This is a genomic window from Kineococcus glutinatus (genome assembly GCF_039542765.1).
Taxonomy (GTDB): domain Bacteria; phylum Actinomycetota; class Actinomycetes; order Actinomycetales; family Kineococcaceae; genus Kineococcus_A; species Kineococcus_A glutinatus.
In genome coordinates this window covers 1-943 of sequence record NZ_BAABIL010000465.1, presented here as the reverse complement: position 1 = coordinate 943, position 943 = coordinate 1, and the positions used below count along the sequence as shown (strand labels likewise).

Here is a 943-nt window from a genome sequence, read left to right as displayed (position 1 = left end):
GCCGCCGCGCTGCGCTGGGGCCGGGTGGCGACCCTCGTCGCCGCCGCCTGCCCGCTGCCGTACGCGCTGCTGCGCGCCACCTGGCTCACCCCCTGGCCGCTCGGGGCGCCCGAGGGCCTCGACCCGGCCACCCGACTGTTCGGCCTCTCCCTCGGGGCCGCCGCCGTCGGCGGCTCCGTCCTCACGATCGGCCTGGTCCGGCCCTGGGGCGAGGTGTGGCCCGGCTGGATCCCCGGGCTGCGCGGGCGCCCGGTGCCCTGGCGGCTGCCCGTCGCCCTCGGCGGCGCCGTCGCGGCGGTCCTGCTCGCCTCCACCCCCGCCTTCCTGGGCGCAGGCGTCGACGGTCTGCTCGGGGGCGGCTGGCTGGAGGCCTCGTTCCTGCTGCTCTTCCCCACGCTGCCGTGGGGACTGGCCCTGGGTGCCGCCGTCGTCGCGTACGCCTACCGCCGCCGCGGCGGCTGCGGCCGCTGCGGGCAGGGCGCCGCGCCGCTGCCGGTGCGGCCGCAGCCGGTTCCCTGAGCGCCGCGCGCTGCCAGGATGGCGCGGTGACCCGGACGGCAGGGAACCCGGCGGTGCGCGCGTGGGCGCACCGCTGGGTCTACCTGCTGCTGGGCGCCGCGCTCGCGCTGGCGTTCGTCGCCGTCGCCGCGTGGCCGCTGCAGCTGCTGTCCCGGGCGCTGCCCGGGCCGGCCGCCGCCGTCACCGGCGTCGTGGTCCTGCTGGTCCCCGTCGCGCTCGTCGGGACGATGGGCGAGGTGCGCTCGGTGGAGGGTGCGGCGGTGGCGGCGCTGCTCACCGGCGGTGTCCCGCAGCGCCCGCAGCCGGCGACGACGTGGCGGCAGCGGGCCCGCACGTCGCTGCTGCTCGTGCTGCACGTCGCCGCGGGCGGCGCGGCCGGGGCGCTGCTCGTGATCGGGGTGCCGGTCGCGGTGCTGCTGGCGGC

2 pseudogenes are annotated in these 943 nt (G+C 80.5%); both read left to right on the top strand.

The window, feature by feature from the left end:
• Positions 1 to 519 (top strand): annotated as a pseudogene (locus ABEB16_RS16130) (hypothetical protein); the annotation flags it as partial.
• Positions 520 to 545: 26 nt separating this feature from the next.
• Positions 546 to 943, top strand: a pseudogene (locus ABEB16_RS16125) (hypothetical protein); the annotation flags it as partial.